General features: G+C 63.2%; 19 protein-coding genes. 6 read left to right on the top strand and 13 right to left on the bottom strand.

Features of this window, described 5'->3' with window-relative positions; all coding sequences use genetic code 11:
• Positions 1-125 precede the first annotated feature (125 nt).
• The 5 genes from JSV08_01770 to JSV08_01750 all read left to right on the top strand — a co-directional run bounded on the left by JSV08_01770 (position 126) and on the right by JSV08_01750 (position 4,355).
• The gene (locus tag JSV08_01770; protein ID UCF81174.1) at positions 126-1,061 is read left to right on the top strand and encodes a homocysteine S-methyltransferase family protein; all 936 of its coding nucleotides are present in this window, start codon (positions 126-128) and stop codon (positions 1,059-1,061) included.
• A 133-nt stretch (positions 1,062-1,194) separates the two neighbouring features.
• Complete coding sequence (locus JSV08_01765; protein ID UCF81173.1) at positions 1,195-1,740, top strand: MOSC domain-containing protein; 546 nt, start codon at positions 1,195-1,197, stop codon at positions 1,738-1,740.
• A gap of 143 nt (positions 1,741-1,883) precedes the next feature.
• On the top strand, positions 1,884-2,324 hold the full coding sequence (locus JSV08_01760; GenBank protein ID UCF81172.1) for a GFA family protein: 441 nt from the start codon (positions 1,884-1,886) through the stop codon (positions 2,322-2,324).
• Positions 2,325-2,447: 123 nt separating this feature from the next.
• The gene (locus tag JSV08_01755; GenBank protein UCF81171.1) at positions 2,448-3,686 is read left to right on the top strand and encodes an ankyrin repeat domain-containing protein; all 1,239 of its coding nucleotides are present in this window, start codon (positions 2,448-2,450) and stop codon (positions 3,684-3,686) included.
• A gap of 126 nt (positions 3,687-3,812) precedes the next feature.
• On the top strand, positions 3,813-4,355 hold the full coding sequence (locus JSV08_01750; protein UCF81170.1) for a hypothetical protein: 543 nt from the start codon (positions 3,813-3,815) through the stop codon (positions 4,353-4,355).
• A 225-nt stretch (positions 4,356-4,580) separates the two neighbouring features.
• Here JSV08_01750 and JSV08_01745 read toward each other — a convergent pair whose 3' ends face one another.
• The 13 genes from JSV08_01745 to JSV08_01685 all read right to left on the bottom strand — a co-directional run bounded on the left by JSV08_01745 (position 4,581) and on the right by JSV08_01685 (position 24,529).
• Entirely contained in the window at positions 4,581-6,494 is a 1,914-nt protein-coding gene (locus JSV08_01745; protein UCF81169.1) for a sulfatase-like hydrolase/transferase, read from the bottom strand.
• A 98-nt stretch (positions 6,495-6,592) separates the two neighbouring features.
• Positions 6,593-6,877, bottom strand: a complete 285-nt coding sequence (locus JSV08_01740) for a NifU family protein (GenBank protein UCF81168.1) — start codon at positions 6,875-6,877, stop codon at positions 6,593-6,595.
• Positions 6,878-6,988: 111 nt separating this feature from the next.
• Positions 6,989-8,281, bottom strand: coding sequence for a glutamyl-tRNA reductase (locus tag JSV08_01735; GenBank protein UCF81167.1), 1,293 nt, complete (start codon positions 8,279-8,281; stop codon positions 6,989-6,991).
• On the bottom strand, positions 8,278-9,066 hold the full coding sequence (gene ccsA, locus JSV08_01730) for a cytochrome c biogenesis protein CcsA (protein UCF81166.1): 789 nt from the start codon (positions 9,064-9,066) through the stop codon (positions 8,278-8,280). Before ccsA ends, JSV08_01735 begins: the two co-directional genes overlap by 4 nt.
• 82 nt (positions 9,067-9,148) lie before the next feature.
• The gene (locus tag JSV08_01725; GenBank protein UCF81165.1) at positions 9,149-10,699 is read right to left on the bottom strand and encodes a hypothetical protein; all 1,551 of its coding nucleotides are present in this window, start codon (positions 10,697-10,699) and stop codon (positions 9,149-9,151) included.
• A 170-nt stretch (positions 10,700-10,869) separates the two neighbouring features.
• Complete coding sequence (locus JSV08_01720) at positions 10,870-11,355, bottom strand: 2-C-methyl-D-erythritol 2,4-cyclodiphosphate synthase (protein ID UCF81164.1); 486 nt, start codon at positions 11,353-11,355, stop codon at positions 10,870-10,872.
• Positions 11,352-12,074: a 2-C-methyl-D-erythritol 4-phosphate cytidylyltransferase gene (locus JSV08_01715; GenBank protein UCF81163.1), complete on the bottom strand. Its 723-nt coding sequence runs from the start codon at positions 12,072-12,074 to the stop codon at positions 11,352-11,354. Before JSV08_01715 ends, JSV08_01720 begins: the two co-directional genes overlap by 4 nt.
• Entirely contained in the window at positions 12,064-12,627 is a 564-nt protein-coding gene (gene frr / locus JSV08_01710) for a ribosome recycling factor (GenBank protein ID UCF81162.1), read from the bottom strand. Before frr ends, JSV08_01715 begins: the two co-directional genes overlap by 11 nt.
• 113 nt (positions 12,628-12,740) lie before the next feature.
• Positions 12,741-13,922, bottom strand: coding sequence for a phosphoglycerate kinase (locus JSV08_01705; GenBank protein ID UCF81161.1), 1,182 nt, complete (start codon positions 13,920-13,922; stop codon positions 12,741-12,743).
• Positions 13,923-14,222: 300 nt separating this feature from the next.
• Entirely contained in the window at positions 14,223-15,821 is a 1,599-nt protein-coding gene (gene amrB / locus JSV08_01700; protein ID UCF81160.1) for an AmmeMemoRadiSam system protein B, read from the bottom strand.
• On the bottom strand, positions 15,818-16,939 hold the full coding sequence (amrS, locus tag JSV08_01695) for an AmmeMemoRadiSam system radical SAM enzyme (GenBank protein UCF81812.1): 1,122 nt from the start codon (positions 16,937-16,939) through the stop codon (positions 15,818-15,820). Before amrS ends, amrB begins: the two co-directional genes overlap by 4 nt.
• A 28-nt stretch (positions 16,940-16,967) precedes the next feature.
• Positions 16,968-19,949 carry a fused MFS/spermidine synthase gene (locus JSV08_01690; protein ID UCF81159.1) on the bottom strand — a complete coding sequence of 994 codons (2,982 nt, stop codon included), beginning with the start codon at positions 19,947-19,949 and terminating at the stop codon, positions 16,968-16,970.
• A 203-nt stretch (positions 19,950-20,152) separates the two neighbouring features.
• A complete protein-coding gene (locus JSV08_01685) occupies positions 20,153-24,529 on the bottom strand; it encodes a hypothetical protein (protein ID UCF81158.1) in 4,377 nt (1,458 codons plus the stop codon).
• A 566-nt stretch (positions 24,530-25,095) separates the two neighbouring features.
• Here JSV08_01685 and JSV08_01680 point away from each other — a divergent pair.
• On the top strand, positions 25,096-26,489 hold a 1,394-nt coding region (locus tag JSV08_01680), incomplete at its 3' end, for a hypothetical protein (GenBank protein UCF81157.1).

The following is a 26,489-nucleotide window of genomic DNA, read 5'->3' as shown; positions in this document are numbered from 1 at the left end:
TTTACGTGAACGGTTTATGCGGCTATAATGGCGTCGCTTCGCGGGCTCGATAGTGGGTGCTCCCGGAGCCGTGGGGGAGGGCGGTTGTCGCGGAAAACTCTGAAAAACATAGAAAGGATAAAAACATGCCGAAACGCAGCATTGTCGACCGACTTAAGGCGGGCGAAGTTTTACTTATGGACGGGGCCACGGGAACCGAGCTTCAAAGGCGCGGAGTCAACATAAACAAAGGCGCGACCGTCGAAGGAGGCCTCGGTGTATGGTCCGCGGCCGCCAACATCGACGCCCCGGGCCTCGTCCGGGCGATACACGAGGATTACCTCAAGCTCGGGGCCGATATCATCATCAGCAACAACTTCTATACGACCCGGCCCATGATGGCGATGATAGGCAAGGAGGACCAATGGGAGGAGTACACGCGCAGGGCGGTGGAGCTGGCCAAGCAGGCACGCGACGCCGTCAACTCCGAGGCGTACGTGGCGGGCGGCTTCGCCCCGTTCGACCCCGAAGGCGACTACGCCGAGGAGTTCGAAGCCACTGCCCGCGTCCTCACCAAGAGCGGCGTGGACTTTCTGCTTCCCGAATACTTCGCGGGGGATACCTATAGCGATAGTCCGATAGAGGACTGCGTCACGGCCGTGGAGGCATGCTCGAAGTTCGATCTTCCGGTGTTCCTGGGCGTGTGCCTGGTCACTGAGAAGGGGACCATGATGCACGGCGAGTCCTTCGACGATCTCGCGGCGGCGCTCAAGGGGCTCAGGCTGGATTGCGTTCTGCTGATGTGCTGCTCCGCTCCCGCGGCTTCGGCCTGCCTGCCCAAGCTCCGCAAGGCTTTCGACTGCGCCGTCGGCGCCTACGCTGAGAACGAGTATATAGACAATCCCAAGTTCGGCACCTCGCCAGACGAGCCGTTTTTCGTGTTCGGGCCGGAGGGGCTCGACCCGGAGGAGTACGCCGGATACGCCCGCGAATGGAAGAAGATGGGCGCGCAGGTCATCGGCGGGTGCTGCGGGACCACGCCCGAGCACATCAGGGCCATCGCGCCCATTGTGAAGGGCTAAGTCCGATCGGTGCGCCTGCCGGGAGCCCGCGCTGGCGACGTGCAAGGCTAGGCTGCCTCTGGAGTCGGCACTATGACCGGGGGGCGGGCCGCACAAGGTTTGACAATGCGCCGATAAAATCTATAGTAATAGTATGAAGAAAAAACTCGTGGGTACGCTCGTCTCTGTACATACGAGCAGTAAAGGCGCACAACGGTCGGTGAAAGTTGAGCTGGACGGTTTTGTCGGCGAAAAGTACAGAGGCTTCACCCGCGTAGCGTACGAGGATGACGTGAGCCCCGAAGGAACCGTGAGGCGCAACGAGCGCCAGTGGTCCGGTGTGTCCGCGGAAGAGCTGGCCGTCATTCAACGGGAAATGGACCTGAAGGAGCCGCTCATGGCCGGCACGCTCAGGGCCAATATCTGCCTGAAGGGTATTTCCGATTTCTCCAAGCTTCCGAAGGGCACCAAGCTTATCTTCCCCTCGGGGGCCGTGCTGGTCGTGGAAGAGGAGAATCCGCCGTGTGACTACATGGGAGACCAAATCGCGGCCAAGCACACAACTAACTCCGGCAAGCCGATCACGGGGGCCTTGTTTTTTGAGCACGCGGCAGGATTGCGGGGAGTTGTGGGCGTCGTCGACGTGCCCGGCGTTATCAAGCAGGGAGACAAGGTGATTGTGGAGGTGTATGAAACTTGACCCGTCCCCCGAAACCGGCCCGGAGTGACGGATAGCCCGGCTTTGGAGCCGGCACGATGACAGGGGGGAGCGGTTTGATTCGGCGCCTTTGAGTCGATAACATAGGTGGGAGAAACAGCCACAAATAAAAGAGAGGTTACATTATGGGAAAAGCAGACGACATATTAACCGGCTCTTGCCTGTGCGGTGCCGTGACATTCGAGATCGAGACTCCAACCAGTTACTGCTGCCACTGCCACTGCTCCAACTGCCGGCGGGCGCACGGGGCGGCCTTCGTGACGTGGCTGGGCTTCGACGACGAGGATTTTCGACTTACCTCGAACCCCGACGACCTGGTGAACTACCACACTGACACCGGCGCCACGCGGAGCTTCTGCAGAAAATGCGGCACCACGCTCTTCTACAAGTCACCGCGATGGGAGGGGGAGAACAACGTGGCGCTCGGCAACGTTCACGGGGAGGCCGACCGCGTGCCCGAGCATCACATGTACGTCGACCACAAGGCGAAGTGGCACCAGATTACGGACTCCCTGCCCCAGAAGGGCGGCGAGACCGGAGAAGAGCCCAAGGCTCGCCCGTCTTAGGCGGGACTGAGGCTCGCGGGGCGGCCAGGGACGCGCGCGAAAGCCGGGTGCGGCCCGGAAAACGTTCCCTTGGTGAAGATCGCCAGGACGGCTTCAACGACCCGGCAAAGGAAGGGTCAAGAGATGATAAATACTGAATCCTCCCTTAAGCATGATGCAGGACGTGGAGTGAAGGAAGCCTACGTCCTGTCGTCCTACGTCCTACGTTCTTCTTCCGTGCTCTTGCTCCCGCTGCTTTTCGCGCAGGCGGCTTTCGGAGATATTAATTCTGACCTGCTCGAAGCGGCGAAGGCGGGTGACGCCGCCGAAGTGGAAGAATTGCTTGAACAAGGCGCGGACGTGAACGCGGGGGAAGAAGACGGCACGACCGCCTTGATGTTTGCGGCATCCAAAGGCCATACGGAGACGGTGAAGGCCCTCGTTGCTTCGGGTGCGGACGTGAACGCGGAGACCGATAACGGCGTAACGGCCCTGATGACTGCGGTATCTTGGGGCTACACGGAGACGGTAAAGGTCCTGCTTGACGCGGGAGCGGACGTGAACGTGAAGAGAGGAGACGGCGTGACCGTCCTGATGGTCGGGGCATGGATGTGTGATCCTGGTGAGGCAATGAAGGCCTTTGTTATCAACGCGGGCAGAATTGTAGGGACCAAGTGGGTGGCTTTCCGGGCAAAGGAGAGACCCGAGATGGTGAAGGTCTTGATTGACGCGGGTGCGGACGTGAACGCGAGGGACATTACCGGCTGGACCGCTCTGATGGCCGCGGCTGTGACGGGGCACACCGGGACGGTGAAGGTCCTGCTTGACGCGGGCGCGGACATGGGCGCGAAAGAGAACAAATACGGCATGAGCGCCTTGATGCTTGCGTCGCAGGGTGGCCGACGGGGGAGCAACAAGAAGATTGTAAAGCTCCTCAAAAAGGCTGAAGCGAAGGCCTACGACGATTCAGTCCAGCCAAAGAAGGCTGAAGCGAAGGTCGGCATCAATTCAGACCTGCTCGAAGCGGCGAAGGCGGGTGGAACCGCCAAAGTGAAGCAACTGCTTAATAAAGGCGCGGACGTGAACGCGAAGAACGAATACGGCTGGACCGCCTTGATGAAAGCGGCGCGCTATGGCCGCACCGAGACGGCAAAAGCCCTGCTTGACGCGGGAGCGGACGTGAACGCGGAGACCGAAAAAGGCACGACCGCCTTGATGTTCGCGGCAGCAGGAGGCCATATCGAGACGGTAAAAGCTCTGATGGATGCGGGAGCGGACGTGAACGCGAAGACCTCGGAAGGCGCGACCGCCTCGATGTATGCGGCAAAATATGGCCACGCGGAGGTTGTGGAAATTCTCGAACGGGCCGAAGCGAGGGAATAAGGCTCTATTCTATGAGACTGCGGGAGGGGCGTTCCGCTTGACTGGCGTTTTGCCCCCGTGGTATCTTGCGTTGTTCCGCGTGAGGACGGAAAAAAACATCCCGAACTCTAAACGGAGGTTTTGAAGATGAAAAAACTGCTGGTTCTCTGCGGCTTTCTCGCAATAGCCGCGCTGGTGTTTGCACCCGCGGCGAAAGAAGACCCATGCTCCCCGGACGCCCCATGCCTTGCGAAGAACGCCCTATACATCAAGAAAAGCTTCAAGAATAACGACGATGGAAGCCTCGCCTGCGCGGTGACCGGCGAGGTCTACGCACGGCCCAAGAAGGACGGCGACAAGGTCGTCTACACGGCGGGCGACGGCGAAAAAACCTATTCCAACAAGTACGATGCGGCTGCCGTGGTCTGGGAAAAGAACTATCCTGGCGACAACCCGTTCGACAAAATTTGCTTCGACGAGAACGGAAGCATCATCTGCCCCTGCTGCAATGCGGTGGTCGTGGAAGCCAAGAAAGACGGCGACGAGGTCACCTACGTCGCCGGCAACAGGAAATACGACTGCCCCTACGAGGCCCTTTTCGGCGCCGCGCCCGAGTGCCAGAAGCGCTGCAAAAACTCGAGCGGCAGCGCTGCGCCGACTAGTACTACTAGCAGTACCAGCACCGACTAGGCGTCGAACGTTTTCTTGCATTACTCGAAAGGAAGAGGCCTCCGCCCGGAGGCCTCTTCACTCTGTTGCAAAGGCCGCTTCTCCCCCTTTTCTAAAGGGGGAAGGGGGGATTACGAATAAAGACACTCCTTCTTTTATAGTAATCCCCCTAACCCCCTTTACCAAAGGGGGTAATGTGGAAAGCCTTGCATAACAAAGCCTTTCCCTTTTCATGCCCCCGGCGAACTAGGGGCTGCTCAGGCGACGGATGGTGGCGGCGATGAAGTTTCGGAACTGGACGCCGCCGCTCCAGCGCGCGAGCGCCTTCCGGTAGAGCGCAAGCGCCTCTTCGCTCCGCCCGAGCCGCTCGTACGCCGCGGCCAGGTTGTAATAGTAGTGGCTGCGCTCGCCCCCGAGGGCGAGGGATTCCTCGAACAGGGCGGCCCCTTCTTCGACGCGCCCCGCCTCCAGGTGCACGTTTCCGGCGTTGTACGCGAACACTGGATTGCGCGGGTCGAGACGGCGGGCGGCCTCGAGGCACACGAGAGCGTCGTCGAGGCGCTCGAGCAGGAAAAAGATGTTCCCGAGCTGCGCCCAGCCGTCGGCGTGCTGCGGCACCAGCGAGACGAGCCGCACGTAGAGCGCTTCCGCGTCGGCGTACGCCCCCCGCCGCAGGTGCAGCTCGGCCGCCGACCGAAGTATTTCCGGGTTGTAGGGATTCTTTTCCAAAGAATCGAGTGCCCTCACAGTGGCTTCGGGATGGCGCCGGGCGAGCATGTGTTGAAGCTCTTTTATCTCTTCCAGGGCGGTCGTCGGGTCGGACGGCGTGCGCCGGAGGATGCCTTCCTCCGACTTTCTTGCGAGCTCGCCGTCGCCGAAGCGGCGGAGCGCTTCCTGCACCTCGGGAGGAAGCAGGGGCGGCGACGCCATGAGCCCGTAGCTGGCGTCAAGCCGGCGCCAGATGCTCCGCATCGACTCCGTGATGGCCTTCTGCTCGTAAAGCACGTTGTGCTCCTTGTCCTCCGACCTCTCCAGTTTGTAGAGTGCTTCGCGCGGCGAAGCCATGTACTTCCAGCGGCGGTCGGCGCTTACAAGGCCATGCATGGGTCGCCATCCGAAGCGGAACGCGGGAACGAAGTTTTGGATTAGCGCGGCGTCGCCCTGCGCCGCCTTCTCCGGCTCGCGCAGCTTCGGCACGAAGCTTGTGCCATGAAAGAGGGACGCATAGGCCGTCGCGTCCTCCTTGGGGCCTGATGGCACGCCCGCGAGCTCCAGCATGCTCGCGGCCACGTTGAGCGTCTGCACCTGTGCGAAGATTTTGCCTTTTTCCGGGTACTCGGGTGAAGACACGATGAGGGGGACTTGCAGCGTGTTCTGGTAGACGAAAAGCCCGTGCCCTTCCTCGTAGTGATCGAGCAGGCCCTCCCCGTGCTCCGAGGTGAACACGAGCACCGTGTTCGAGAGAAAATTCAGGGAGCGGAGCGCCTGGACCAGACGCCCCACCTGGGAGTCCACGTAGGCCACCTCGCCGTCGTAGAGGTTGAAGCTGTACGTTTCGTCGAAGGGCGGCGGCGGCGCATAGGGGAGCGTTGCGTCCGCAAGGTGCACCCACATGAAGAACGGGGCGCGGCCGCGCCGCTCCCAAAGCCAGTCTTCCACCGAGTCGAGTGTCTCGGCCCCGATGCGCTGCGCGTAGGGCGGAAGGAGCCCGCGCGGCTCCCGTGTGAAGGGCTCGTCGTACAGGTCGAACCCGCGCGCCAGCCCGAAGCGGGACTGCAGTTCCTCCGTCGAGACGAACGCGGCCGTCTCGTAACCGTGCTCCTTGAAAAGGGAGGCGAGCGTCCGGGCGCCCGCCGACAGCGTGAAGAGGCCCGGCGCGAGGATGCCGTGCTTGGGGGGATAGGTGCCCGTCAGGATGGTCGCCGCGGAGGGGAGCGTCGAGGGGACGGGCGTCAGGCAGTTCTGGAAGAGGGCACCGCGCTCGGCCAGCTCGTTGAGGCTCGGGGTCTCGGCGAGCGTGTAGCCGTAGCAATTCAGGTGGTCCGCCCGCACGCCCGAGGCCGTGACCAAAACGGCGTTGCGCAGCTTCGGCCCCTCGGTGCTGCAGGCTATCCCGAGGAGCGCCGCCGCCGTGCAGAGCCATCCCTTCCAGTGCCGCATACGGTCTTCACTATAGCACATCACGTCCGCAGCCGGGAGGTTGAAGTGTCCGGGGAACCCGTCGTCCGGGGCGGGAGTCTTTCTCTCCGCCGGTCCGGCTATTTAGTGGGGGGCTGGTAGTAGGGATTTTTTCCGTCGGCGTGCCGGGTGGTGTCGACCAATTCCTCGATCTCGGGAATCTCTTCCTTGATGAGCCTCTCGATGCCCTGCTTCAGCGTGGCCTGGACCATGCCGCAGCCGTGGCAGCCGCCGCCCATCCGGACGTACACCTTGTTGTCACGGACGTCGATGAGCTCGGCGAATCCCCCGTGCATGGCCAGGCTCGGATTGATGGTCGTGTCGAACAGCTCTTGAACTTTCTGAATTTTTTCGTAATCCAGCATGCGCACGTGCTCCTTTTTTCCGGGCTCTTGAATCAGTATACGGAAATCGCGCGCGCCTGGCAAACCGCGGTTGGCGGTTCAATCCATGAGGAGGTGCGCCTCGGCCCGCGCCTAGTCTTCCGGCAGGCGGAACATTTTCTGCAGGGCGTCGGCGAGCTCGTGGCCCTCGCCGTTCTGGGCCGCCTGCTTGAGCGTTACGATGGGGCCGCTCAGGAGCTTCTTGAGGAGCGCCTGCGTCATCCGCTGGACGGCCTCCCGCTCCTCGTCGCCGAGTCCCCGCAGGCGGCGGAACGTTTTTTCCCATTCCTCGAGGCGAATCTTTTCGGCCTTCTCGGTGAGCGCTCGCACCAGGGGGTCGACCTCGAGCGTTTCGAGAGTGCGCGCGAATTTCAGAACTTCCTCGTCCACGATGCGCTCCGCCTTGCACGCCTCGGCTTCGCGCCAGGCGCGGTTTTCCTCCACGACCCCGGCAAGGTCGTCGATGTTATAGAGGAAGATCCCTTCGAGTTCGTTCAGCGAAGGGTCGATGTCGCGCGGCACGGCGATGTCGATGAGGAAGAGGGGCTTCGAGCGGCGCCGGTGCCGGAGCTCCTCGACGTGCTCGCGGCTCAGCACATGCGCGGGGCAGGCCGTGGCGGAGAGGATGATGTCGGCGTCGTCCACGGCCTCCGCGAGCGCGTCGTAACGGACGGTGGTTCCCCCGTGCCGTGCTGCGAGCGCCACGGCGCGGTCGTAGTGGCGGTTGGAGACGACGATGCTCAGGGAGCCGTGAGATTTAAGGTTCTCGACGATGGTTTCGGCCATCTCGCCCGAGCCGATGATGAGCACGCGCTGGCGCGAGAGGTCGTCGAAGATTTTTCGCGCAAGCTCCACCGCCGCGTACCCGACCGACACGGCGCCGTCCCCGACGGCGGTTTCCGTGCGCACGCGCTTTGCGACGCGGAACGCGCGCTCGAAGGTGCGCCCGAGGAGTCCGGGCGTCGCGCCCGCCTGTCGCGCGGCCTCGAACGCCTCCTTGACCTGGCCGAGGATTTGAGGTTCTCCCAGAATCATCGCGTCGAGGCTCGACGCCACGCGAAATACGTGCCGTACGGCCTCGAGATCGAAGTGGTGGTAGAGGTGGGCGCGCAGCGTTTCTTCGGGAACCCCCCGGGAGCGCGCCATGAAGGCTTCGAGCGCCTGGCCCGCCTTCGACGTGTCGGGGTGCGTTTCGGACGAGGCGAAGGTCGCGGTGACCTCAGTGCGGTTGCATGTGGAGAGTATCGTCGCTCCCCGTAGGCCGTCGAGCGTCCGGATTTCGCTCAGAACCTTCGGGAGCATCTCTTGCGTGACGTGCACGCTCTCGCGCACCTCGACGGGCGCCGTCCTGTGGTTGAGACCCACCAAAACGATGCGCTCGGTCATGTGAGCGCGACCCCCACGAATACGGCCAGAAGGAGCGAAAAGCCCACGAGCGACCAGAGCGCCGGCTTGCGGCCGCGCCAGCCGCGGGTGAGTCGCGTCTCATAAAGCATGCCGAAGATGAACCATGTCAGGAGCGCGAACACTTCCGGAAATTTCCACGCGAAGAAATGGCCGCGGGCTTCGGCGGCCCATAGCGCTCCCGTGAGGATGCCGAGGGTCAGGCTCAGAAACCCCGCGCCGAGCATCCGCACGCCCAGGCGGTCGCAGAAGGATAAAGAAGGGATGACGGAGCTGAGGGAGAGGTGCTTCGCCTTGAGGCGCGCTTCCTGGGCGATGTAGAGGAGGCTCATGATGACGTGGCCGAGCAGAAGAGCAGAAGCCAGGATGACGAGCGTCGTGTGGGCGTAAAGAAGCGGGCCTTGAAGCGGCGCCTGCTCCGCGCGCGGCGAGGGCATGTGGGGGGAGAGAAGAAGGAGCACCACCGCAACGGGCAGGACGAACATGCTCATCCACGGGATGCGATAGAGAAGGTAGAGCACGAGGTAGACGGCCACCGCCAGGAAGGAGAGGAGCGAAAAGACCTCGCCGAGGTTTCTTACGGGAAAGCGCTGCTCGGCCAAGCCGAGGCCCACGATGGCGGCAAGGTGCGTTATCGCCCCAAGCCACGCAAGCGCCAGGCTCAGCGCATGCACCGCTTCCCGGCGGGGAAAGGCGAAGCGTCCGAATGAAGCCAGAATGGAGAGCACGTAAAGGGCGCATGCAGCATAGAGTAAGGCTCCGTACACGGTGTTCTCCTGCTCTTAAGTTAGCACAACGCGCGAGGGAACTCAACGGCGCGGAAGGGGGCGCTCCGGTGCGCCGCCGTCCTCACCCTTTCGTCTTGTCTTTCTTGACGCTCTGGAGCCAGGAGGAAAAGGCCGACTTTGATTCGTCCCCCGCGGGCATCGAGGGCTTTGCGGTGCCGAGCGCCGGCTCGGCGTCGGTAGGTTTTTCCTGTCCGCCGTCCGGCGGCGGCGCGCTTTGGCCGCGCTCGGAAGCGCGTGGCGCGGAGGCGGCGGGCCGGGAATCTGCGGAAGCGGCAGCGAGCGGCGGCGCGGAGGCCGTTGCGATGGCGCGCATGCTCTGCACCTCCTGCAAAAGCTTGACCGCGTCCTTGTAGCCGAACTGGAGGTGCACGATCTGCTTCAAAATATCCTCGGCGCGCTCGTAGGCGCGCTTCGTGCGGTAGAGGAGCGCGAGCTCGTAGTAGAAGTCCATGGTGTCGCGGCTGAGGGGCGTGGTGTCGAGAATCTTCTTGTAGCGCTCGAGCGCCAGATCGGAGAATCCCTTGGCCCGGTAGGCGCGGCACAGCATGACCGAGGCGTCGAAGTGCTCCATGCTGCCTTCCTCGACCTTCTGGAGCATCTCGATGGCCTTTTCGAACTGCTCCGAGAGGAAATACTCCCGTCCGGCCTCGTACGGCATGTCGGCCTTCTCGAAGCACTCGGCCGCCCAGTCGTGGTTTTCGGCTTGGAGGAAAAGCTCCGCCGCGCGCAGATGCTCGCCGCAGCGCGTAAACATCATCGCGGCGCGCTCGAGGTCATGGCCTCGAAGAAAGGTCTCGGCGGACATGGCTTCGTCGCCGATGCGCTCGTACAACTCGGCCGCCTTGATGAATTCGCCGAAGTTTTCCCACACGTGTGCCGCCAACTGGAACTCGCCCGTCAGGATGAACATCGCGGCATAGTTTTTGTAGGCTTTGCCCTGCGCGGGGATGTCGCGCACAACCTCGTAGCCGCGCCCCTGGAGACGCTTCAGGTAGATTTGCGCGGCGCTCGCGGGGTCGTTTCCGCGGGCCGCGGCGTGGAGGGCGCCCACGGCGTCCGTCGCTTCGAGGTAGAGCGAGGCGGCTCGGGAAAATTCCCCGCCCGCTTCGAGGGTGCGTGCGGCCCGGCGCAGGTCCTCGACCGAGCGCTTGGACCCGCTCGCGGAGGCTTTTTCCGAAAGCGTCGCGTAGGCGCTCGCGGCGCGCTGGGTGTCACCGGCCTTCGAGAAAGCCGCGCCCGCGCGGGCATGGCTTCCCGCTTGAAGGTGCGCTTCGCCCGCGCGCCTCCAGTCGCCGGCGCGCTCGTAGGCCTCGGCGGCGCGCGTCGGAATGCCGGCAAGCTGGTAGAGTCGTCCCGCTTCGATAAATTCTTTTGCCTTCTCGCGCCACTTCGCGGCGTCGCCCCATCGCTCGAGGCGCTCGCACATCTCGGCCGCTTTCTGAAAACGCCCCGCTTTCCCGTACAGATCCACGGCACTGTCCATCTGGCCGGCCTTTTGGTACATGTAGGCCGCCTTGTCCAGGAGGCCCATCTGGCGGTAAATCGCGGCGGCCTCACCGTAGCGTTTGGCGACTTCGAGTTTGAGGGCTTTGGCGCGAAGATCAGCGGACATGGGTGCCCTTATGGTAAGGGCTGGCTCAAGAGGGTGTCAAGATGCCCGGATGCCCGATGGCTGCCCGATTTCCCGGCAGCATTCGGGCGCGCTGCGGCGACGCGACGCTGCGCTGTGCTTTGAAACGTAGCACGGAGCGGCACGGCGGTCAAGGTGTACGGCGAAATGCTTTAGCGGCGTTTTTCCAGGAGAACGACGGCTTCGGCCGCGATGGCTTTCTTCCGACCGACCGGGCCCATGCGCTCCATCGTTTTGGCTTTTATGTTCACCCGGGCGGCGGGTATCCCGGAGCAGGCGGCGATGTGCTTCTGCATCGTCGTTTTGTGGCGGGCAAGGCGCGGGGCCTCGGCGTAGACGGTCGCGTCGGCGTTCGCTACGCGCCAGCCTTTCTTCTTCGCCATCGCGACCGCGCGCCTGAGGAAATAGTCGCTCGCCTTGCCCTTGTATCTCGCGTCGCTCGGAGGAAAATATTTTCCCAGGTCCCCCAATCCCGCGGCGCCCAGCACGGCGTCCGCGAGCGCGTGGAGAAGGCAGTCGGCGTCGGAGTGCCCCGAGAGGCCGTGGGTGTGCTTGATAGGGATGCCGCCCAGCACGAGCGGCCGCCCCTTTCGGAGGGGGTGGATGTCGTAGCCGTGGCCGACGCGGTAGGTGCTCATCGCCCACCTCGCGTTCGGACGAGGCGCTCGGCAATTTCCAAGTCCTCGCGCGTCGTGATCTTGGGGTTGAAACCGTCGTGGCAGACGAGGCGCACCGGCAGGCCGGCGGCGCGCAGGAGCGTCGTTTCGTCCGTCCAGCCGCTGCGGCGGGGGAATTTCCCGAGCGCGAGTTCCCACCACGAGCGGCGGAAGGCCTGCGGCGTTTCCACGGCGCACAGCTTTTCGCGCCTGGCGTATCCCGCCACGGTGGGCGGGCCTTCGGCGGTGCCGCTGCGCTTCGAGCGCGCGATGGTGTCCACGATGGGGCGGGCGAGCGCCGCCGCCCCGTAGGAGGCCGCCGCGCGAAGTACAGCGGTCACGTGCTCCTTTTTTACAAGGGGGCGCGCGGCGTCGTGCACCAGAACGAGCCCATGCCAGTCGCCGAGCGCCTCGACGCCCCGCCGCACCGACGCGTGCCGCGTCATGCCGCCTTTCACAGCCTTGCCCCTTTCGCCGGAAACGCCGGCCCGGAGAAGGAGGCGTTTTCCCTGCTGCACACCGTTGCCGGGCGCAACGAGCACGACGCGAGCGATGTCCGGATGACCGGCCAGGAGTTCCAGCGGCCGGAGGGCGAGGGGCTTCGCCCCGAGGCGCGCAAAGGCCTTCGGCCCGCCGAAACGTCTGCCTCGCCCCGCCGCCACGAGCACGGCAGCCGCCGGCGGGGCATTCTTACTTTTCAAGGATTTCCTTTTCCTTGGCCTCGTGAATCTCCTCAAGCTTTTTGACGCGCTCATCGAGCATTTCCTGGATTTCATTCAGGCTCGTATGCATCTGGTCCTCGGAGATTTTCTTCTCCTTTTGGAGCGCCTTCACCGCGTCGTTTGCCTCGCGGCGGATGTTGCGTAGCGCCGTTTTCCCCTGTTCCATGATTTCTCCCACCCGCTTGACGAGCGCTTTCCTTCGCTCCTCGCTCAGTGGGGGGATGGGGAGGCGTATTATCTCGCCGTCGTTCGAGGGATTTAGTTCCAGCTCCGACTTCTGAAGGGCGCGCTGGATGTCACCGATGATGGAGCGGTCGTAGGGCTTTACGGTAAGGAGCGAGGGATCGGGCGCCGCGAGTCCCGCGAGCTGGTTGAGCGGCACTTTCGCGCCGTAGGCCTCGACCGTGATGCCGTCCAGTATGCTCACCGAGGCCTGCCCCGTGCGAATCACTTTCATCTCGTCGGCCGCGACCTTGACAGACTTGTCCATTCGCTTCGGCGCCTCGTCCAAGAGTTTATCCAGGGGATCCATACACGAACTCCGGAATGTCTCTAGATAGTAATGCCTCTTGAATGCCTTAAGATACGCTTCCGCGGGGAAATTTTCAATCGGAAAAGCATGGGCATAGGCGATGTCGAGCCTCCCTACGTATCCGGCAGGGCCGCTAAGGTAGGGAATTTCTCGCCGGCCATGAAGGCGAGGCTGGCGCCTCCGCCCGTCGAAAGATGAGAGAATTTCTCCTGGAGCCCCAGCGCGGAGATGGTCGCGAGCGTCTCCCCGCCGCCCGCAATTTTGACGGCTTCAGCCTCGGCGATGGCCCGCGCCACGGCGTTCGTGCCCTCGTCAAAAGGCGGCATCTCGATGATGCCGAGAGGGCCGTTCCAGAAGACCGTCTTCGCCTTGAGCAGGCGGCTTCGATATAGCTCGATCGTCTTCGGCCCGACGTCCACGCCGCACCAGGAGGGGTCGATCGTGTCCACGCTCAGGTGGCGGACGGGTACGCCCGGCCTGGGCTCCGGGGCCGTTACGTGGTCCACTGGAAGAAGGAGTTTCTCTCCTTCCTTCGCACCCGCATAGATTTCGGCCGCCGTCCCGAGAAGAGCGTCTTCGACCGGGGTGGTGCCGACGGCGATGCCCTGCGACTTGAAGAACGTGTAGCTCATCGCGCCTCCGATGAGGACCGCGTCGGCGCGCTCGGTCAGGTTCTTCAAGACGTCCACCTTCGTTTCGAGCTTGGCGCCCCCGATGACGGCCACGAAGGGGTGCTCCGGCCGCTCGAGAATTTTTTCCAGGTAGAGGATTTCCTTTTCCATCAGGAGCCCCATGGCGGCGGGCATGAGGCGCGCGATGGCCTCGATCGAGGCGTGCGCGCGGTGCGCGGTGCCGAAAGCGTCGTTCACGTAGACGTCGGCGAGCGCCGCGAGGGAGCGTGCGAAATTTTCGTCGTTTTTCCTCTCCCCCGCATGGAAGCGTAAATTTTCCAGCATCAGCACCTCGCCCGGCCGCAGCGCGCGCGCCATCCGCTGCGTGTCCTCCCCGACGCAGTCCGGCGCGAAGGCCACCCGCTTTCCCAGGAGTTCTTCCAGGCGCTCGGCCACGGGGCGGAGGCTGAGGCGCCTGCCGGGCTCTCTCTTGGGGCGTCCGAAGTGCGAGGCCAGGATCACCGAGGCGCCGCGCGAGAGCGCGAACTCGATCGTGGGCATGGTTCTCCAGATCCGGGTGTCGTCGGACAGCTCTCCTTTCGCGGTCAGGGGAAGGTTGAAATCCACGCGCAGGAAGACGCGCTTGCCGCCAAGATCCAGGTCTCGGATGCTTCGCTTCATCAAGAAAGGGTGCTTGCCCTATGGATAGAAGTATCCGCAGAAATTTTTAGTGAATCGAGCCCCCCGCAACTCGTTCGCCTCGGGCGGATAAATCTCATAAGCACGTAAGAGAGGTTCTTTTTCAGCAGTCTCCGCCCATTATACTCCTTTCGCCGATTTTTCGCCACCGCCCGGTTTGCGCAGTTGATTTTTGCGTAAGTAGCTTGTCCTGGGTTTGCCCCGACAAGGCCGGGGTGCGTCACGAAGCCTGTCCTGAGCAAAGCCGAAGGGGGCGCGCGAAGGGGGTTTTGGGATAGCTCCTAATCAATCGCGGCGTGCCTTTTCGCTGAACTCGTAGGCACCGTAGCGCAAAAGCGCGGCCTGCCTGTCGCGCCAGCAGTTGGGCGGAGCGCCCTGCTTCTGACAGAGCCTTGCGAGAAACTCCACCGGATCGGAAATATCTTTCCAGACATACGGCAGGAACGTGGACTGCCCGCCCCTGTAAAGGAGGATAACTCCGTCCTTTCCAGGCCGGAGAACCTTGAGGTAGTCGAGAGGGGAGGCGACCTCGACGGGCCGGGGAAACTCCAGGACCGAAACCGAGATCGTCAACTGGTCGAGCTCCTCGCGCGTGACGGGGCTGAAGCGGCGGTCCTGGACGGCGGATTTGACGCCGCAGCTCAGCACGCTCTCGAAAAGGGGGCCTCGCGGGAAAAGATCGCCGATGCAGCCCCGGAGCCGCCCGTTCTTCTCGAGCGTGACGAAAACCCCCCGCGGAATGCGAAGGATGGGATGCTGGGCGAGCCGGGTGCGCTCCGGCCCCTTCAGGCGGCCGCTTTCGAGATATTCCCCGATCCCCTCGCGCGCCAGGGCGAGCAGAAGCTTCTGCTCTTCGGCCGAGAGGGAGAAGGGCTCGTGGAACGTGATCGCGGTATATCCCACCACTCGGCTCTTGTCGCCGCTCACGTCTCCCGAGTTGCGGTACCCCAGGTTAGTGGCTTCCCAGCCCCCGCGCTCCGCGAGTCCAAGCATGGTGAGGAGCACATGGTTGCCGTCCGTCGTCGCCCGGCTGAGCGCGTCGCGGTCTTGGCTCATGATGGAGCGGATGGTGTACGCGTCCAGATTCCGCGCCCGCTGGTCGTCGAAAAAATGCGACAGGTCCACGCTGAACACGAAGATGGTCTCGTCGTCGCTGTAGCGGTGGAGGATTTCCGCAAGCCGCTCGGAGTCTTCCGTGTCCATGCGTCCGAGGATCATGGGAACGATGGAAAAATCCGGCTCGTCGGGCTGGCCGCGCAGAAGGTGCAGGAACGGCAACTCCAGCTCGATCATGTGGTCCCTGTGCGCGAGGGGCTCGTGCGTGAACAGCGGGTCCGCGCGAAGCTCCTCGGCGATGTCCGAGAGCGGAACCTCGGCGCCCGGCACGGCGTAGTGCGTCACGAGGGGAATGGAAACTCCTTTAAAATCGGCCTCGCCGCTGTGGTTGGCGGCGAGGATGAACGCGCGGCGAAAGTTTTTGTCCAGCTGCCGGAAACTGACGGCCGCCACCTCGCCGCTGTAGACGTATCCCGCGTGCGGAACCAGAATGGCCCGGCACCCCTTGAGCCCCACGAACTGGGCATTGGAGAACATTTGCCCGGCCATGTCGAACAGTTCCTCAGTGTCCTCGGGATAAAACTTTCCGGCCGCGTAGGCGGGCCGGACGTTACGCACCCGTATGGAAGGAGCCGGAAGACGCGGTGAGACCGGCTCAGGGGCCCGGCGTTCGTCGGCGGGGGGCAGGTTCTCGAGGAGAACGTCCTCCCACAGCCCCTTGCCCCGGCCGATCAGCACCGCGAGCGCCAGGGAAAGTATGACCAGCAGCGCCAGTGGGAGGGCCAGGCGTGCGATGGGGGGGCGTCCGCCTCGGTTGGTTTCGCTCATGTCCAGACCCCCGGTATCTCTTCCCCGCACGGGCAGCGCCCGCGGTCGATGAGGTTCCCCGTGATCGTGTAGCCCCGCCGCCGGAGCACCCTGCGGCCGCAGCGGGGACACGTCGTATCCTGGCTCGAGCGCTCCGGCACGTTTCCGACGTAGACGTATTGCAGTCCCGCCTCGCGCGCCGCGTCGTGCGCTCGGTCCATGGTCTCAATCGGTGTCGGCGGCAGGTGCTTCAGCTTGTATTGCGGATGGAACCGTGAAATGTGCAGCGGGGTGTCCGGGCCGAGGGTCCGCACCAGCCAGTCGCACATGGCGCGGAAATCGTCCAGGTCGTCGGAATGGCCCGGGACCACGAGGCGCGTCACCTCGAGCCAGACACCCTCCTCGCGCATCACCTCGAGGCAGCGGAGGACGGGCGCGAGCTTCGAGCCCGTGACCTTCTTGTAAAAGCGGTCGTTGAACCCCTTCAGGTCCACGTTCGCCGCGTCCACCACCCGGCAGAGCTCCCGCAGCGGTTTTTCCGAAATATAGCCCGCCGTGACCAGCACGTTCCGTATCTCCCGCTCCCGCGCAAGCCGGGCCGCGTCCTTGACGTACTCGTAGAAGATCATCGGCTCGGAGTAGGTGTAGGCGATGGCGGAGACCGCCCTGGCGGCCACGTGCTCGACGAGCGCTTCGGGCATCAGGTCCTCGTTCGTCACGTCCTCGGGCCGGGACTGGGAAATTTCCCAGTTCTGGCAGTTGATGCAGCGCAGGTTGCAGCCGGCCGTGGCGATCGAGAGAATCGGCGTGCCCGGCAGGAAATGGTAGAGCGGTTTTTTCTCCATGGGGTCGAGGTGCACGGCGCACGGGTTGCCGTAGGCGATGGTGTGGAGCTTTCCGCCCTTGACCACGCGCGTGCGGCAGAAGCCGCGGTCGTTTTCCCCCAGGATGCACTCGTGCGGGCAGAGGCGGCAGCGCACCAGCGCGCCGCTCCGCTCGTACCATTCCGCCTCCCGCGCCCACTTCCAGAGCTCGGCGGGCGCGTCGTTCCGGAAACCGACGCGCAGCCCGCCGTCCTTCTCGCCGCCGAGAAAATCGCGCAGCGCGTAGCCGCCCACGGCCAGGCCGCAGCCGCCCATCAGGCACTGTTTAAGAAACTTTCTACGGTCACTCTGCATGGCTTTTCCTGTTCCAGAGCTGCTCCAGCCGGAGCAGCAGCTTCGAAAGGTTCCCGACCGGACACAGCGTGTTGCAGAAGGAGCGGTAGAGCCAGAACCCCAGCACTATAAGCCCGACCGCCACGAGAATCACCGTGGGGCTCGGGTCGTAGATGTTTCTGAAGAACGCGGTGTACCAGTCGCCGAAAACCGTGAGGGGATTGTCCAGGTCCGCCTTCAGCTTGAAGTAAGCCACGGCGACGAAACCGATAACCAGGAACGGGAGCGCCTTCAGCCAGCGGGGCAGAACTCCGGGTTTTTCGACCAGCCGGCCCTGGCAGTCGAAGAGGGTGCCGATGGGGCAGTGATTGAAGCACCAGTGCCGGTTGTTGAGGTTCATGATGAGGGCGGCGGGGATCATGTAGGGGCGCAGGTAGCCGAAGACGCACTGGCGCGGGCACACGTGGCAGAACAGGTAGGGAATTTTGAAATAGCACCGGAAGAGAGGGTAGAACGCGACCAGGGCGAAGCCGACGAAGCTGAGCCACCGCAGTGGCGGCATCGCCAGCCCGCTTCGGACTCTTTCTCCCATGGCCCTCACCGTCTCCCAGGTCCGGGAGCGAGGCCGGTCGTGGTCGAGCCGCATCGCCCGGACGACGCCCACCGCGAGGAGCGCGAGCAGGGCCCAGTGATAGGCGGGGGCGAACGACAGCGAGTAGACCGCCGTGCTGGAGGGGTCCATGACGATCCCCGCGCCGACGGCGACGAAGACCAGCACGGCGACGGCGAACACGCCCTGCCGCTCGAAGCGCAGCCGGGGCGCCGGGTGCGCGGAGGGGCGCTCCGCCGCCCCGCGTCGCAGCCAGAGCGCGGCGGCACTCGCGGCCTTTATGCCGCCGATGAGGTAGCAGGTCGAGGTAATTCCCAGGAGCGGGACGCAGAACACGCTGACGAGGAGCGCGCCGAGGCACGCGCCCAGAAGGTCGAGGGCGTAGAGCGCGCCAGCCGTTTCCTCGACGCGGCGGAAGGCCAGCCTCGCCGCCGCCGGAAACTGCGCGCCGACCAGGAACCCGACGGCGGCCGTAAGGAGCGGGAAGGCCAGCCACGCGACCACCCACTCCGGAAGAAGGGCGTTTCCCGTCTCCCGCAGCAGGACGAGGACGGGGGCCAGCAGAAACGAGACGGCGGAGAGCAGCACGTCGAGCCTGAGCATTAGGAAGTTGTTTCCGCGCCGCGCCGACCAGGCGCCGCCCAGCGCCGTGCCGACCAGGAAGGCCGTGATGATGAGCCCGATCTGGTGATAGACGTAGCCGTAAAAAACCTGGAAGGCGATAAGAAGTACCACCTCGAGTCCCATGCCCGCAAATCCGGTGGTGCAGAGCGCCGACGCCGCCGCGCGGTGGCGCGAGCCCGCGACCAGCCAGGCGAGGGCCAGGCCGACGGCGATGACGATGCCGACCGGCACGAGCAGGCTGCTCTCAAAGCGCGTGAGCCAGTAGCGCAGGTGCGCGTAATAGCTGCCGGGCATGAAGTCGCGGTTCGGGGAGGACTGCAAGGAAACCATCTCCTTCGCCCCCGCGATGCGGTCGTCCGTGAGCCGCGCCGAGAGGAAATCCTCGTTCACGTAGGCCGTCTCGATTCCCTTCTCCCGCAGGCGCCCGGCAATCCCGTAGTCGAGGGGCCGGTCCGAGGCGACGAAAAACTGCCTGCGCCCCGGTATGAGGATGATTTCCGAAAAAACGTCGGCCAGGGACCGGTGGACGGACGACGACAGGTAGCGGATCTCGGGGTTGGCGTAGTTTTCGGCCCCGCTCAGGCTGAAGCTGAACACGCCGCCCGGCCTGAGCGCCCGCCGCACCTCCTGGAAAAACTCCAGCGTGTAGAAGCGGTTGAGCTGGGCCGTTGCGGGGTCCGAGAGGTCCATCAGGACGGCGTCGTATTCGCGGTGCCTGGAGCGCACGAAGCGCCGCGCGTCCTCGGCGATGAGGAAAATACGCTCGTCCTCGCCGGGGCGCGCTATCTTCTCGACGAGCCCGATAACGGCGGGGTCCAGCTCGACGTAGTCGATCCGGCTCAGGGGATATTTTTCCGCTTCCGATATGGCGCCGCTCAGCCCGCCGGAGACCATCAGAATTTTTCGCGGGTCCGGGTGGTGGGCGAGCGCGTAGTGAACCGTCTCCTCGGCCGCGATCAGGTCCTGCGTGGAGCCGGACGGAACGCCGTTTTCGTACACGGTCAGCTGCGCTTCCATGCGCGTCACGGCCAGGTTTCCGTAAGGCGTGCTCTCCTGGTACACGAGTTCCTGGCCCGGGAACATGGCCTCCTGGGTAAACCGCTCCACGTCGAGCCTCCAGAGGATTATCACCGAGAGCACGAGCACCGCGAGGGCGGAGAGGGCGAGAGTCTTATCGCGCGCCGCCCCGCTCACAACGAGCGCGGCGAGCAGGTTCAGTATCAGGAGAAACGTGAGGGCCTGGAAGGGCGGGAAGAAGTAGACCAGGAAGAAGCTGAAGAGCAGGCCGCCGAGAATGTCGCCCCACGTGTCGAGCACGTAGACCTCGCCGATCTGCCGGGCGTCCTTACGCTCGCCCCCCATGGAGCAGAACAGCGTCAGGAGGAACCCGGAGACGAGGCAGTAGGGCGCAAGGAGGAGCAGGGAGTAGCCGGCGGCCTCGCGGACGCCGAGCATCAGCCCCGGCGTGTAGAGCGTCTTCAACGCCCGGACGGCGCCGACCTGGACGAGGGGCAGCAAGGCGACGGCCAGTTGCGCCGCGACGAGCCAGCGGAGCGGCCTGCGCAAGTGGCGGGCGAAGCGGCCGAGGTAGCTGCCGAGTCCCGTCAGGAGGAGCCAGTTGGCGAGGATGAGCCCCAGGACGAGCTCGTTGCCCGAGAAGACGTTCAGGAATTCGCGCAGCGTGACGATCTGCGTGACGATGGACGAGATTCCCAGGCACGTGACGCCCAGGAGGATGGAGCGCTCGCGGGTGATCATCTCCCGAAAAAGCCTTTCTTAAGTGCCTTGCACATTGGGAAAATCGAGAAGAGTCATCACGGAAGCGGCCGCATACGGGGTTTCTCTCATCTACCCTTGTTTTTTATAGCCAGCAAGACCGGCAGCAACGGAACGAATACTTCCGGCTTTACCCTCTTATTATATGCTATGTCGCAGGGGAATCAAACGCCGCGATTGGCTGCCTAGCGCAGCATCACGAGCACCTTCACCATGCCCGTGCCCGCGTCGAGCGCTCCCATCGCCTTGCCGAGGATGGTCCCGGGGACGGGGGTGTCGGCCCTCATCGCGTGGCCCGGCGTGGGTGACGCGACAAGCAGGTCGCCCGCTTCGACGGCGCCGTATCCAGCGTCCACCTTGCACGCCACCGTCCCGGAGAGCGCCACCGCCGCGTGCGTCGCCTTGAAGATTTCCTCGAGCTGCGCCCATGCGGAGTCTTCGGCTTCCTTGTCACCGATAGCGCGCGCGTCGTCTATCCGCGCCGCAAGCTCCGGCTCCATGGCCGCAATCTGTCTGATGCTCCTCCCAAGCTCGACGCCGGGTGCGGCGGAAACGATTCCCACGACCCTCGGATCGGACTCGAATGCGCAACGCTGGAGCACGCTGGGGTTCTGGGGATCCATCACGAGCACGTCGCCCGCCTCCACTGTCTCGCTTATTGGATGATACTCCGCCAGGTCGAGCGACGCGGGCCGCACCGAGCCTTTTAAGTAGAGATTGCCCTCCTCGTCCAAACGGAAAACCTCCTCCTGCAGGCCGTCCTCGCCGTCGCGAAAGACCGAGAAGCGCGCCGCGTCGTTCGCGTCCTTGTCGAGGGCGATCTGCAAATTTCCGTCCATCTCCTGCCTGCCGGTCTCCTTGTCGGGGGTGCGCAAATTGAGTTCGTCGCGCAGCGCCGCCTCGCGTCCCTTGCCCTCTCGCCGGAGCTCGCGCACCGCGCCGAACAGCAGACTGTCGGCCTTCTTGACGTCCACGAATTGGTCCGCCGTCGGGTCATCCGGCGTCGGCGTTCCACGGATGATGGCGGGGATGGTGGCGGGATCCACGACGAGTTGCACCTCACCGGTTTCCCGGTTGGTCACGGGGATACCATTCATACCGTCGATCAGATCGAGATCAGGGTATGTGTCAAAAGAGAGCCAGTCTGCATCCCCGGCAGTTTTATAACGAAAACCGTCTGCATAGACGAGGTTCCAATAGTAGGCTGTTGATCCCAAGTCGAAAGTGTCGGCGTTGTTGGGGATAACGTCATCCGAGAAATCGAAAACCCCTCCCAAGCCGTCAATCCATACCAGAAACTCCGCATCCGCGTCAAAGTACAGATAGTCGTTGTCCGTGCTGCTCGACCGGCCAATAGAAAGATTATCTCCTACGCCGACGTTGTCCGGCGTGTAAAGCCCCCACGTCGTTCCCGTGAAATACCCGCCGTAGTTCGTCGAGCCGCCCGAGGCCGTGCCGTAGACGCCGTGAAGCGTATCAAGACCGTCCGTCCTAATCGCCTCGCCCCTCACGCCCGTGTAATTCGAATGGCCCAGCACGCCGGAGTTGTCGGTGTTGGTGCTCCCCGTCGAGATTCCGGCCACGCCGATTTCCTGCCCGGACCAGTCCGCCGTGGGCACGCCGTCGAAATCGGTCGCTCCCTGCACGCCCAAGTAGCCTTTCGTGGGAGCATTCGCCCCCTGCCCCCGCACGGCTCCGTAACCCGTCGCACCGGATCCATAGGTCGAATCGACCCGCCAATCGGCCACGGGAGATACTCCCACACCGACGGACTGGTTGAACGCAATGTTCCCCGCCGCCGTGTCGTCCACGTCCTTGCGCAGGTAGCGCGCGTCGCCCGCTCCGGTGATGTCATGGCTGTGCAGCGTGGTGTCAAAACCGTCCGTCAGCTCCGTCACGTCGGACGCCGTGAGGTCGTCGTCCGCGCCGGCGCCGAAGTCGATTCCCCCGCTCACGACGGCATTGAACGTCACCGTGTCCGCTGCATCGCTTCCCAATATAGTGTTGCCGTCGACATCGAAATTGCCGCCCACATGCGCCGCGTCGGGCGTGTAAAGACCCCAGTTTCCAGCGCCGGCCGCCGTGCCGTAGACGCCGTACGACGTGGCCGAGCCGCTGCCCGCGGCTTCGCCCCAAACCCCGTAGACGTCCGGATTGTTCGCGCCCAGGTATTGAGCCTTGCTGTGCGTTCCGTATACAGGACTGGTATTCACGACATCGTTCTGCCGGACGAGTGTTTGAAGGCCGTAGATTGACCCCGACGACGTGACGTCTACGTCAAGATACGCGCCGTATTGCAGCCCGCGGAAGTACGCACCATACAACAGGCCGCTCGTGTAGATGCTGCGGCCGGCGTTGGGGGAGATGCCGATGCCGAGGGTCCCGCCGTCGATGTGGAGGTCGTCCCCGACATCCACTTCCGAATCCACCGTATCCACCAGGCTGCTTTGAACGTCCGTCGTTGTGGCCGTGAACTTAATCACGCCCGCCGCCGTGTCGGCGATGTCCTTGCGCAGGTAGCGCACGTCGCCCGCTCCGGTGAAATCATGCCCATGGAGCGTATCGGCGTTTCCGCCTCCCGTAAGGGTCGTCGCATCCGAGGCCTTGAAATCATCATCGGCGTCGGCTCCAAAATCGAGCTTGCCTCCCACAAATACATCGGTAACGGCATAGATGCTCCAATTCTCCGTGCCGTTGGACGCCAAGAAATGTCCTCCGATGTTCTTACCGCTGCCCACCGCCTCGCCTTTAACGCCATAGTGATCGTTAGAGCTTGTCATGTCAAAGACGGATCCATAAACACCGTGGCGGTCGCCCGTTCCATCCCCGCTATATACCTCTCCGTACACGCCGTATTGGAGTCCGTCACCGCCTCCAGCCCTACCAAAAACGCCGTAATGTTTTCCCGTGCCGCCGCCCGCACTAGCCCATACGCCGTAATGCGGGCCCGTGCTTTCGGAATCGCCCCCGGCGGCTGTCCACATCCCGTAGACATAATGACCGTTCTTGGCCCCCGAAGCCATGGTGGTATTAAATATTCCATAGACCATGGCGGTTTCCGGGATACCCGTGTTCTCCACGTTGATCTCCACGCCGTTGAGAGTGGTCGTGGAGCTCTCCGTCACCTTGCTGCGAATCCCCCACCGCGTGCCCTCGAAGTAGCCCCCGTACAACGAGCCCGTGCCGTAGACGGCGTAGTTGTTGTTCGGCGCCGCCCCGGCTCCAACGTTTCCGCCTTGAACGTACAGGTCATCCCCTACGTCCACCACGGTGCCCACCGTGTCCACCAGGCTCCCCTGCACGTCCGTCGTCGCGGCCGAGAACGTAATCACGCCCGCCGCCGTGTCGGCGATGTCCTTGCGCAGGTAGCGCCCGTCGCCCGTTCCGGTGATATCACCGGTGATATCATGACTGTGCAGCGTGGTGTCAAGACCGCCCGTGAGGCCTTCCACGTCCGTTGCCGTCAGGTCGTCGTCCGCGCCGGCGCCCAGGTCGAGAGATCCAAGTACACTCAGGTCGTTGCTGAGCTGGAAGCGGTTCTGAGCATCGACCCACCGGAGGTATTCCGGAGTAGCGCTCGTATCGAAGTAGATAGAGTCGTCATCCGTAGCCACTCCGTAGCCGATCTGAATATCCCCGGCGAACATGCCGGAAGTAGAAGTGGAAGCTGGGTCTACGTAATAGCTCGCGTTGTTTGCATCATAAAAAATGTTGGAATATACCGACGAGGAGAATAATGACTGCGACGTGTAGACGTCATTGCTAAACTCAAATCGGTTATTCACATCGCTCCACCTGAGATATTCAGCAGTCGCATCGAAATAGAGGTAGTCGTCATCCGCGGCGGAGCCGTCGCCCAGTTGCAAGTTGCCGAAGAGGCTGCCGGAAGTTGGGTCGCCGGGGTCCAGGTAATACGAGCAAAGCCAATCGCAGAATCTCCATCCGGACACCTCACCAAAGACGTCGAGTTTTCTGCTTAACTCAAATCGGTCAGAATAGCCTGTGAGTTCGGTCCCACTCATATCGAAATTCACGGTGCCGCCCAAGACATCAATATCCTGATTAAACGTAATCCTACCCTCAGCCGTGTCGTCCACGTCGCTCCGGAGGAAATTTCCTGGCGGTACTCCTCCAACGTTTCCCGCATTCAGCGCATACGCCGCCGAGACCACCTGGATGCGAGGCGTCATCGCCGGGTCGGCACCCACCTGCACCTCGACGTAAACCGCCGAGTAGTCACGGAACATGTCCGTAAGCGTCGTGTACGTCCCCGACGGCCCCGAGCCGTCCGTCACCGTGCCGCTTCCGAGCGAGACGTTGAAGAGGCCGCCCGTCACCGTGACGGCGCCGCTTCCGGCCGCCTCGTGGGAATCGACCAGAATCTCCTCCCCAGCCGCCGGGTCGTCGAAGAAGCGGAACACCATGTCGTACGCTCCATCAAGGGGTGCATCGGCGCTGTCTCTGAGGACTCCTTGGAAGTTAACGAGATCGGGCGGCGCCGCCTGCGCGAAGGCAAGCGTGGCGGCCGCAAGCATTGCAATGCAAACGGCAATTTTTTTCATGGGTTTTCCTCTTTTGTTTTAGATTGATTGTTTCATAACCCCTGGTTGTAAGGCATGAGTCTACCACCAAACGGTGGGCTAAGGAAAGCGCTCTCTCTCCCCCGGGCGGGCGCCTCCTCAGCGCAGCATCACGAGGACTTTGACCGTATCCGTGCCCCCGTCGGGACAAGCCGTTCAATCTTTCTCGTAGGGCGGCATAGCCGCCGGGGATAAGCAAGTTCAGGGTTTAGGAGTTTGGGGGTTCGGGAGTTAACTTCTCAACTCGTAACTCGCAACTTCTAAACTCTGAAAGAGCGGCAACCCTGACGCAAGCATCAGGGTAAACTCCGGCAGATCCGGCAAGACCGGCAGCAACGGAACGAATGCTTCCGGCTTTACCCTCTAATTATATGCCATTCGGCGGGGGAATCAAACGCCGCGCTTGTTCCGATCCCGACGTGAAACGTCGGGGTCGAGAATCCTCGGCCCCCCCGACCAATAGTCGGGGGGACCGGGAGCCGCTGCCCGCCGCGGTTGATTTGCCGAGACGGCGAATCTATAATAGTGTGTAAAAAAGGAAACCAAGAATGAAAGGAGCGGCGACTTGGATTAGCTTCACGCTGGCTGCCGCCTCGGCCGTATGGGGGGGTGAAGTGCCCGCGTCCCCAGGGAAAGGCCCGCTGAACGTCGGAGGAGAAGTCGAGATAGCAAACGTCCCCTTCGACATAAACGAAGTCATCCGCACGGTAAGAAAAAACCGCGGCCTCCCCGAAGAACCTCCCAAGCGGGGCTTCCATGCCGAAGCGAGGGGCGAACGTCCGTTTGTTTCCAAAGGGAATGCCTTCTCGCATGAGACGCCGCGATTCCAGGCGGAGGTTGGCGAGGACGGGCTGAGGTATTTCGCGCAGGGAAGCAGGGGAAAACCCGATTTCGAAATACTTTCCGTAAGCTTCGAGCAGGGAGGCAATACGCAGACGGTGTTTGGAAGAAATCATCTAGAGGAGCACGCGCCCGGCCTGCTTCAGGGAGAAGCGCGCGACGGCATTACGTCCTACGTGCGAAACCGGGGCGAGGAAGGGATGGAAATCTACTGGACGATCGGCGAGCCGCTCGGCCCCGAGGCTTCGGCGCTGCGCGTGCGTCTTGCGATCCGCGCCGCGGGCGAGCCTCGGGAGCATCCGGAGGGGCTCATTTTTCCAACCTGGGATGGAAGCGGACAAGTGGCGTTCTCCAACGTAACCGTGGTGGACAGCGCGGGGCGTCTGGAAAGAATTCGGCCTTCGCTTGCAACCAGTCAGGAAATCCTGTTCGAGGTATCGCGCGAGTTTCTTGAGAATTCCCGATATCCCATCCTGATTGACCCGACGGTGGGGCCGGAGTTTCCGGTGGAGCCGAATCCGGTGATTGGGCCAATGGCGGAATACCAGCGGTCTCCCTCGGTAGCCTCAAACGGAACGGACTATTTCGTGGCGTGGGAAGATAACCGAAGCGGCGGCGCGGACTACGGCATCTACGGGGCGCGAGTGGCCTCGGATGGAACGGTGCTCGACCCTACGGGCATCGCCGTCTCCACGGCGGCGGATAACCTGTGGTCCCCCTCGGTAGCTTCAAACGGGACGGATTATTTCGTCGCGTGGCAGGACCACCGTGGCGCGAGCTACGACATCTACGGAGCACGCGTCACGTCGGCTGGAGCCGTGCTCGACTCTGCGGGCATCGCCGTCTCCACGGCGGCAAACGACCAAGTGGCTTCCTCCGTGGCTTCAAACGGGACGGACTATTTCGTCGCATGGCATGACTTCCGAAGCGGCAATTACGACATCTACGGGGCGCGCGTGGCCTCGGACGGGACGGTGCTCGACCCCGGCGGCATTGCCGTCTCGACAGCGGCAAGCGCTCAGTACCGCCCCGCCGCAGCTTCAAACGGGACGGACTATTTCGTCGCGTGGGAGGATGACCGAAGCGGCACGGACTACGACAT

Source organism: Acidobacteriota bacterium, assembly GCA_020349885.1.
Taxonomy (GTDB): Bacteria; Acidobacteriota.
The sequence above is the reverse complement of the archived record's forward strand: the minus strand, read 5'-3'. Positions and strand labels throughout refer to the sequence as shown.